This window comes from Burkholderia sp. HMSC10F09 (assembly GCF_001806955.1).
In the GTDB taxonomy this organism is placed as follows: domain Bacteria; phylum Pseudomonadota; class Gammaproteobacteria; order Burkholderiales; family Burkholderiaceae; genus Burkholderia; species Burkholderia multivorans.
Genome location: NZ_KV786611.1, coordinates 1 through 8,463, shown reverse-complemented (window position 1 = coordinate 8,463; position 8,463 = coordinate 1). Strand labels below are relative to the sequence as shown.

Genomic DNA, 8,463 nt, shown 5'->3' with positions numbered 1-8,463 from the left:
CGCGCCGGATGCTCCTGCCGGGCCGGACGCTGCAGGCCTCGCGGCCGGCGCCGCCGCGCGTGCGCCCGGCTCGAGCCGGCTGTCCATGAAGCGCTTCGCGTCGGTGCGCACGCGATGCGTTTCCGCATATCGCCACAGCATCAGCCCGGACGCGACGCACAGCATCGCGAACGCGAGCACCCAGAGCATCGCGCTATACATTGAAGCCCCCGCCGCGACCGAAGCCGCCGCCTCCAAAGCCGCCGCCGAACCCGCCGGTGTCGCCGAAGCCGCTGTTCGCGAGCGTCTGGCGGAAGCGCGCGAGCTTCGGCGAGTGCGGATGAATGCCGAGCGATTCCCAGTGATCGATCTCCTCGCCTTCCGGCGTCACGCGCGCCTCATAGCGATAGAGCTCCTGCGTCGAGATGATGTTGTCGGACAGCCCGGTCACCTCGGTAATCGAAAGAATCCGGCGTCGCCCGTTCGAGAGGCGCCCGATCTGCACGATGAAATCGATCGCGTTCGCGATCTGCCTGCGCAGGCTCGACTCGGTGCCCTGGAAGCCGGCGAAGCCCGCGAGCATCTCGAGGCGGTACAGGCACTCGCGCGGCGAACTCGCGTGCACGGTGCCCATCGAGCCGTCGTGGCCGGTGTTCATCGCCTGCAGCATTTCGAGCACTTCGCCGCCGCGCACTTCGCCGACGATGATCCGGTCCGGACGCATCCGCAGCGTATTGCGCAGCAGGTCGCGGATCGTCACGACGCCCGTGCCGTCGAAACCGCCGGGCCGGCTCTCGAGCCGCACGACGTGCGGATGGTTCAGCGACAGCTCGGCCGTGTCCTCGATCGTGACGACGCGCTCGATTTCGGGAATGTGGAACGCGAGCGCATTGAGCAGCGACGTCTTGCCCGAACTCGTACCGCCCGACACCAGCACGTTGCAGCGCGCCTCCACCGCGGCTTCGAGCAGCGCACCGATTTCCTCGTTGTAGGTGCCGTTGCCGAGCAGGTCCGCAGGCTTCAGCGGATCCTTGCGGAATTTCCGGATCGAGACGATCGGCCCGTCGATCGACAGCGGCTCGATCACGACGTTGACGCGGCCGCCGTCCGGCAGGCGCGCGTCGACCATCGGATTCGATTCGTCGAGACGGCGGCCGATCGGCGCGAGGATGCGGCGCACGATCCGCAGCAGATGCGCGTTGTCGGTGAAGCGGACCGGCAGCTTCGTCAGGATCCCGTGACGCGAGACATACACGTCCTTGTAGCCGTTGATCAGGATGTCCTCGACGGCCGGGTCGGCGAGCAGATCCTCGATCGGGCCGAAGCCTGCGAGCTCCTTCGTCAGCGCCTCGGCGATCGTGCGCACCTCGTTCTCGTTGAGCGGGATGCGGCGCAGGCGCACGAAGCTGTCGATCTCGAGGTCGACGAACTGGTTGATCGCCTGTCGCGACCAACGGCCGAACTCGGCGCCCAGTTCCTCGATACGCGTCAGCAGATGCTCGTGCGCGGCATTCTTGATGTCGTGAAATTGCTGCGTCTGGGAGAACGGCGCTGCGCCGTCGGCGAATTGAATGTCGTGTGCCATCGCTTACGACCGCTTGGACGAAGGTTGAATGAGACGTTTGAGCGCGGACAGCCGCGGCGCCGCGCGCGACGGACTCGCGCTGCCGGACACGCCGGGCAGCCGCGCGGCGAGCTGTTCGAGCGCGCGCACGTACGGATCGCGCTCGGCTTCGTCGACGATCAGCCGCCCCTGGTTCGCGGCACGCCCGAGCGCGACGCGGCGCGACGGCAGCGTCCCGACGAGCGCAATGCCGAGCCGGTCGGCGATCTGGCCGGGCAGCAGGTCGAGCGCCGGATCGTACTGATTGACGACGAGCCGCAGGCGGTCGGTGTCGACGCCCGCATCGCGCAGCCCGGTCAGCAGATCGGCCGCGGACACGATCGATGCGACGCCCTGATCGCAGACGAGCCACGCCTCGTCGGCGGACGATGCGATTTGCGTCACGAACTCGCGGTTCGAGAATCCGCCGAGATCGACGACCTGCTGGTCGAAGAATGCGCGAAAGCGGTTCAGCAGGCCGATGCACGACGCATACGACACGTCGCGCAAGCCGCCGAGGTCGGGCGGCAGCGTGGTCAGCGCGACGCCGCTGCGGTGGCGCGTGAGCGCGGTGTTGACGAAGGTGCGATCGATGCGGCGCAGGTTCTGCACGGCATCGACGAAATGGAACTCGCAGCGCGTGTTCAGGAACAGCGCGCCGTCGCCGGCCGGCAGGCCGAGATCGAGCAGCGCGGTTTGACGGCCGGCCGGCACGCCGGCGTCGGGCTTGGCGACGGCGCCGGGCCCCAGCGCGTGTTTCTGCAGCCACACCGCGAGATTCGCCGCGAGCGTGCTGACGCCCATGCCGGCGCGCGCGCCGAGCAGCGCGACGACCTTGCCGTGGCGGCTCGCCGGCTCGCCGACGTTCGCGAGCAGCCCGCGCGTCGTGCGCAGCGCGTCCTCGGCCGACGCCGACACGTCGATGAAATCGCGCACGCCGGCGCGCAGCGCGGCGAGCGTGCTTTCCGGCTGAGCCAGCGAGCCGAGCGCGACGATCGGCAACCCCGGATGCGCGGCGCGCACGGCGGCCGCCGCGACGCTCGCGGCCGCGCTGCCGTCGGAGAAATCGATGAAGACGAGCGCCGGATTGAGTCCCGTGATGCGCTGCGCGAGGACGCCCGGCTCGAGCGATGCGCCTTCGACCGCGCCGGCCGACACGAGCGTATCGGCGAGCCAGCGGACGTGCGATTCTTTCGACGAGGCGCAGACGAAATAGTCGGTCACGGCGGGTTCAGACAATGATTGGGTTCGTGCATTCATCTCGAACAGCCCCGAATACGCAGATCGTCGCGACGCGCCGCAACCTGCAATGTTTCGCGTTCATTTCGAAAATCCCGGTGCGGCATCCGGCGAGGCGGCGCCGCCCAGATACGAGCGCCACACCGGGCCGTCGCGCTGCTCCGACAACTGGCCCGGCGTCGCGGGCAGCGCCGCGCCCTTCGCGATCGGTGCAACGAGATGCGGCGTGACGATGATCAGCAGTTCCTTGTCGTTCTGCTGGTAGTTCAGGTTCTTGAAGAACGTTCCGATGATCGGCAGGTCGCCGAGCAGCGGCACCTTGCTGACGTTCGACATCGTCTGGCGATCGATCAGGCCGCCGATCACGAAGCTTTCGCCGTCGCCGAGCTCGACCGTCGTATCGGCGCGGCGCGTCGTGATGCCCGGCACGGCGACGCCGCTGATCGTCACGCTGTTCACGAAGTCGAGCTGGCTCGATTCGGGCGCCACCTTCAGCGCGATGCGCTGCGGGCTCAGCACGGTCGGCGTCAGCGACAGACCGACACCGTATTGCTTCCACTGGATCGCCGTCGAGCCGAGCCCTTGCGGCGACGGCACCGGAATTTCGCCGCCGGCGAGGAAGCTCGCGCTTTGTCCCGACAGCGCGACGAGCGTCGGCTCGGCGAGCACGCGCGCGAGGTTGTTCGCCTCGAGCAGCGACAGATCCGCGAAGATGCCGCGGCCCGCCGCATTGACGACGAGGTTGAACGCGGACGCCACCGGCGCGCCCAGCGTCGGGAGGTAGCCGGCCGAGCCGGGCCCCGCGCCGCCGTTATACGACTGAACGCCGCCCGGCGAGAACGAGCCGAACGAAAAGCCGTTGCTCTGCTTGAAGAAATTGAAGCCGACCTGCTTGAGCACCGAGCGGCTGAATTCGACGACGCGCACGTCGACCTGCACGACGTTCTTGCCGGCCAGCGTCGAGCGATCGATCACCGTCCCCTTTCCGCTCACGTTCTTGCCCACCGCGACCGCCCGTTCGTGCGCATCGAGCGACGCCGCCGTGCCGCGCAGCACCGACGTGCCGCCGTACGTGTTCACGCGCGGCGTCGAATCGTCGAGCACCGCGTGCGCAGCCGCGTCAACGACTTCCACGTTCCAGACCGTCGGCTCGTCGCGGCCGCGCTCCCACAGCATCACGTTCGTCGCGCCCGGCGCTTTCGCGATCACGAGCACGGCCCCGGAACGGCTGCCCTTCATGATCAGCACGTCGGCGATCGCCGGATCGCCGACCGCCACGCGTTGCAGCGCACGGCCCGCCGAGATCTGGCGCTGCGCGCCGACCGCGAGTTCGATCGTGCCGCCCGCACTCGCGAGCGACGCGAAGGTCAGGGTCCAGACGGCAATCGCGAAAGCAATCAGGGTGTTTTTCATTGTGTGGTAGGCCGCCGTGCGGCCATGCTTACTTGTCGTCGCTGACATCGATGGCCATCGATACCGTTCAATACGCAACCGTTTCCGACCGGCCGCCTCGAATCACTTCAATGCTGCTGCCGCCGCCCGCGCTCGAGCGGACCGCCGGCGGCAGCCGCGTTGGCAGCGGCGGAACGTTCACGTTCGCGACGGCGGTTCTCGTGGTGCCGGACAGTTGCTGCAGCGATACGCCCGTCGCGGCGAGCGCCGACGGCGACAGCTTGTTGTCCGTGCGCACCGCAACCGTCTGCATCGCCATTTCGTCGTCGCGCGGATTGCGCAGCGCGAGCGTCAGCCGGCCGCTCGCCTCGCCGAGCGTCAGCGCGTCGACCTGCGCGGTCGGCACGGCGAGCACGGCAATCCGCACGTTGCTCGGCTGTGCGTTGCTGCCGTTCGTGTTGCTGCCGCTGTCGCGCTCGGGCGTGGCGTCGCCGAATGCGAGCACACGGACTTTCGACATCAACAGCCGCGCCTGCGTCTGCGACACCTCGCCGTCGAGCATCGCGTTGCCTTCGCGCTTCAGGTTCAGGAACACGTCGACGAAATTGCCGGGACGCAGCCGGTTGCCGACCGCGTTCGTTTCGTCGACGCGCACTGCCACCGCGCGCTCGCCGGGCTGCACGTCCTCGGCGAGCCCCGATACGAGCGCGTCGGAGACGACCGGCGACGACGCCGGGATGTCTCGCGCCGGCACGCGGCCGACGAGTGTGGAGGCGTCGGCGAATGCGCCGGCGGGCACGGGCGACGTCGGCTGGATTTTCAATGCGTCGGCGGCGATCGGCTGCCCGGCCGGCAGCGTGCGCGTCGCGACGACGATCGGCACCGGACTCGCAGCAATCGTTTGCTGTACCGGCGCGGGACGCGGCGTGCTGCGCCCGAGCATCCAGGCATAGATGCCGAGCAGAACCGCGATCGCGATCAGGAGCCCCGCGATGATCTTCGTCAAGTTGTTCGTCATGTTGATCTAGGAATGCCGGAATGAATGCTCGAATGTTCTTGCGTCGCGCGGCTCACATGCGCCCGTTACAGCATCGACTGCGGAATCTGTACGACCGCGGAACTCGTCAGCGGCCCGTTCAGCACTTTCCCGACAAACGGCATCGTCGCGAGCCAGGCAAGCGGCGAATAGCTCGCGGTGACCGTCAGGCAGTTCGTCGAACCCGACGAGCCGTTGCTGCACGCGGCCGTCTTGACGGCAACCGACAGGTGCTGCGCGTCGCTGCCCAGCCAACCCAACGCGCCCAGTGTCGTATTGCACGCGTTCTGCGTACGCGTCACGGAATTCGATGCGGTCGCACATGAAGTGACGTCGCCACCGAGGCCGGGCGCGTAATTCAAGCCGGCCCGGGCGCCCTCGCTGACCGCGAAAGTGAGGCTCTGCTGAATGACGAAGACCATCCCGAAGGTGACGATCGCATAGAAGATCAGGAAAAACAGCGGGAACACGATCGCGAACTCGACGGCCGTCGCACCGCGCTGATGCCGCCGCCCGCAAAGCGTTCCTGGCCGCTTCATCGACCGCCTCCCGCCACGGCAAGGTAGACGAGCCACACGGCCGCCGGCGCCACGAGACAGGCCGCGTACGGTGTGGCGCGATGGCCGCCGAGCATGAGCACCGGCTGGCCCTGCGGCCACAAGGCGCGAATCGGCGTGCGCGACACCAGCATCAGCACCAGCGCATGGATACCGGCGGCGAGACTCGCGACGATCCACAGCCAGAGCAGCGCATGCGCGCCGCACCAGGCACCGAGTACCGCGAAGACCTTGAGGTCTGCTGCGCCCATCACGCGAAGCAGAAAAAACGGGACGAAAGCAATCAGGCCGATCAGCATGCCGATCGTTGCCGAAAGCGGGGAAATGCCGAAGGGATTCGCGTTCAGAAATGCACTGAGAAACGCCAAAGCCAGTCCGCCCAGAACGAGCGAATTCGGAACGCGCCGAACGCGAACATCGCTTGCAGCGACAAACGCCGCCCAAGCCAGAAATGCACCGATGAAGATTAACTGTGCCATCGCATCACGATCGCCGGGCGCAACGCGACAGACGAATTGCCCAAGGGCAATCCGTCTGTCAGCACATCAGGACGATCTTATAGCGGTGATGAAATTGGCTTAGCTGGCGCTCTTAGTCCACGGCGCAGTGCAAGCAGCATTCGCCGTACCTTCCGTCGACGGGTTAGTTATGCACTTGCCGAGATTGGTGAACATGTTGCCCAGGCTCCCGCCAATCGACGAAACCCCCGCGACGATTGCCACGGCAATCAACCCCGCGATCAGCCCATATTCGATCGCGGTCACCCCGGTTTCTTCCTTAAGGAAGCGCTTGATGATTGCTTTCATTTTCTTTCCTCGTGCCTTTATCTATGTACTGTGGCCTTTTATACGTTCTACTGCCTCGCATATCTGGCCCGTTTGCCCCACGTCGCCCGCCGCGCTTGCCGCGACGATGACCGGGTGCTTTCTCTTTATAGGTCGCCCCGAAGGGCACAGCTCAACATTTGATGCAAGTTAACATTCGCGATAGAGCCCCTCCTCGAACGTCGTGTACCGATCTGTACATTTCCTTACACCTGCCCAGAATCTTATCTCCGATTCTCTTTAATTTCCAACCCCTTTTTGGCCATCGGGACCGGAAAATGCCAGTGGGCGCACCTGTATTTGTACGGCGTTTCCGCGCATCCCACACATAGGACTTACGATAGGTTAGATGTGCACACCTAATCCATCAGTAAAACAGTCCGACCGGCCTGCCGGCCCCCGCTCCACCCCGTGCCGCTTCCTGTTCCGCGTTACGCCGCACGCGTAACGCCAATGCTGTGACGTTACGTTACGCGCCCGCCGAAATCACGGGGTTCGGGGCGCCCTTAAAAAGATTTAACGATCTTTCTACTCCCCTAAATTCCTTTTCCTACAAGGAATTGCGTGGTTTAAAACGATTTCGGCGCGTTCGGCCGCCAAATTGGCACGACAGTTGCAGAGTAGTCCCCGCATCACTCAACACAACACAGCTTTTAATGCGAGGACGAAATGGACATTCAGGTTATCCCTCATGGCACGTTCCGGGCGACTCTGATCGCGGCCACCGTAGCAGCCATGCTCTCCCTCTCCGCATGCGGCGGTTCCGGTTCCATCAGCAAGGGACTCGGCGGCGGCTCGAGTTCCGGCGGCGGCGATATCGTGACGTCCGGCGGCACGTCGGGCTCGTCCGGTTCGTCGGGTTCGTCCGGCACCTCGGGCACGAGCGGCACCAGCGGCTCGAGCAGCGGTAGCACGAGCGGCTCGACAAGCGGCAGCACCAGCGGCTCGACGAGCGGCACGACGAGTGGAACGTCCAGCGGAACGAGTGGAACGTCCGGCGTGTCCGCGAACCCGGTGGGACAGGTCCTCGCACAAGGCAGCAACGTCGTCACGAACCTGGGCGATACCTTGTCCGGCGCCGGCTCGATGCTCGCAGGGCAATCGCTGCCCGGCGTCAATCCGGCCACCACGCAGGCAGCGGGTGGCATCGTGCAGAACGTCGGCGGCGCAGTCAGCGCGCTCGGCACCGGCCTCGGCAACGGTCTCGGCCAGCTCGGTGCGACCGCCAATCCGGTCGGCACTACGGTCGCCAGCACGGGCGGCGTCGTCAATCAGCTCGGCGGCGCAGTCACGCAGACCGGCAATCTCGTCACGAGCCTCGGCAGTGGTCCGCTGTCGCCGCTCGCACCGGTCACGGGCGCGGTCGGCGGCCTCGTGTCGACGGTCGGCAACGCGGTATCGAACGGCGGCACGACGCTCGGCAATGTGCTGTCGACGGGCCCGATCCAGCAAGTGACGCAGACGGTCAGCTCGGCCATCACGCCGATCACGACGATGGTCGGTCAGACGACGCAGACGATCGGCACGACCACCGGTCTCGGCGCACCGGTCAACACGCTGCTCGGCACCGTCGGGAACGGCCTGAACCAGGCCGGCGCGCTGCTCGCGTCGACGGGCGGCAACCCCGTCACGACCGGCCTCGGCAATACCGTTTCGTCGACCGGCAACACCGTGAAGGCCGTCGGCGGCCTGCTTACCGGCGGCACCGGCGGCGTGACGAACCCGCTCGCGCCGCTCACGGGGCTCGTCTCGACCGTCACGGGCACGCTCGGCGGTGCCACAGGCGGCGGCAGCGGCCCGCTGGCGCCCGTCACCGGCCTCGTCTCGACCGTC

At 66.5% G+C, this 8,463-nt stretch carries 8 protein-coding genes and 1 pseudogene; 1 reads left to right on the top strand and 8 read right to left on the bottom strand.

Annotated elements, in window-relative coordinates:
* The 8 genes and pseudogenes from HMPREF3115_RS07200 to HMPREF3115_RS07165 all read right to left on the bottom strand — a co-directional run.
* Positions 1 to 201: pseudogene (locus HMPREF3115_RS07200) on the bottom strand (pilus assembly protein); the annotation flags it as partial.
* Positions 194 to 1,564, bottom strand: a complete 1,371-nt coding sequence (locus HMPREF3115_RS07195; RefSeq protein WP_006400297.1) for a TadA family conjugal transfer-associated ATPase — start codon at positions 1,562 to 1,564, stop codon at positions 194 to 196. The gene HMPREF3115_RS07195 and the pseudogene HMPREF3115_RS07200, both read right to left, overlap by 8 nt.
* 3 nt (positions 1,565 to 1,567) lie before the next feature.
* Positions 1,568 to 2,842, bottom strand: coding sequence for a fimbrial protein (locus HMPREF3115_RS07190; RefSeq protein WP_035488227.1), 1,275 nt, complete (start codon positions 2,840 to 2,842; stop codon positions 1,568 to 1,570).
* Between the two features lie 60 nt (positions 2,843 to 2,902).
* Entirely contained in the window at positions 2,903 to 4,234 is a 1,332-nt protein-coding gene (locus tag HMPREF3115_RS07185) for a type II and III secretion system protein family protein (protein ID WP_006404932.1), read from the bottom strand.
* Between the two features lie 67 nt (positions 4,235 to 4,301).
* The gene (cpaB, locus tag HMPREF3115_RS07180; RefSeq protein WP_054316120.1) at positions 4,302 to 5,231 is read right to left on the bottom strand and encodes a Flp pilus assembly protein CpaB; all 930 of its coding nucleotides are present in this window, start codon (positions 5,229 to 5,231) and stop codon (positions 4,302 to 4,304) included.
* A gap of 65 nt (positions 5,232 to 5,296) precedes the next feature.
* The gene (locus HMPREF3115_RS07175; protein ID WP_053297314.1) at positions 5,297 to 5,788 is read right to left on the bottom strand and encodes a TadE/TadG family type IV pilus assembly protein; all 492 of its coding nucleotides are present in this window, start codon (positions 5,786 to 5,788) and stop codon (positions 5,297 to 5,299) included.
* Positions 5,785 to 6,285, bottom strand: coding sequence for an A24 family peptidase (locus HMPREF3115_RS07170; RefSeq protein WP_006404935.1), 501 nt, complete (start codon positions 6,283 to 6,285; stop codon positions 5,785 to 5,787). The genes HMPREF3115_RS07175 and HMPREF3115_RS07170 overlap by 4 nt, the downstream gene beginning before the upstream one ends.
* Positions 6,286 to 6,384: 99 nt before the next feature.
* Complete coding sequence (locus HMPREF3115_RS07165) at positions 6,385 to 6,612, bottom strand: Flp family type IVb pilin (protein ID WP_070553900.1); 228 nt, start codon at positions 6,610 to 6,612, stop codon at positions 6,385 to 6,387.
* Positions 6,613 to 7,299: 687 nt separating this feature from the next.
* On the opposite strand from HMPREF3115_RS07165, the gene HMPREF3115_RS07160 reads away from it, so the two are divergent.
* Positions 7,300 to 8,463: collagen-like triple helix repeat-containing protein (locus HMPREF3115_RS07160; protein WP_070553902.1), on the top strand; the 1,164-nt coding region annotated here is incomplete at its 3' end.

Coding starts and splice junctions, on each gene's coding strand:
- HMPREF3115_RS07195 (WP_006400297.1), bottom strand. CDS start 1,564: ATGGCACACGACATTCAATTCGCCGACGGCGCAGCGCCGTTCTCCCAG.
- HMPREF3115_RS07190 (WP_035488227.1), bottom strand. CDS start 2,842: ATGAATGCACGAACCCAATCATTGTCTGAACCCGCCGTGACCGACTAT.
- HMPREF3115_RS07185 (WP_006404932.1), bottom strand. CDS start 4,234: ATGAAAAACACCCTGATTGCTTTCGCGATTGCCGTCTGGACCCTGACC.
- cpaB (WP_054316120.1), bottom strand. CDS start 5,231: ATGACGAACAACTTGACGAAGATCATCGCGGGGCTCCTGATCGCGATC.
- HMPREF3115_RS07175 (WP_053297314.1), bottom strand. CDS start 5,788: ATGAAGCGGCCAGGAACGCTTTGCGGGCGGCGGCATCAGCGCGGTGCG.
- HMPREF3115_RS07170 (WP_006404935.1), bottom strand. CDS start 6,285: ATGGCACAGTTAATCTTCATCGGTGCATTTCTGGCTTGGGCGGCGTTT.
- HMPREF3115_RS07165 (WP_070553900.1), bottom strand. CDS start 6,612: ATGAAAGCAATCATCAAGCGCTTCCTTAAGGAAGAAACCGGGGTGACC.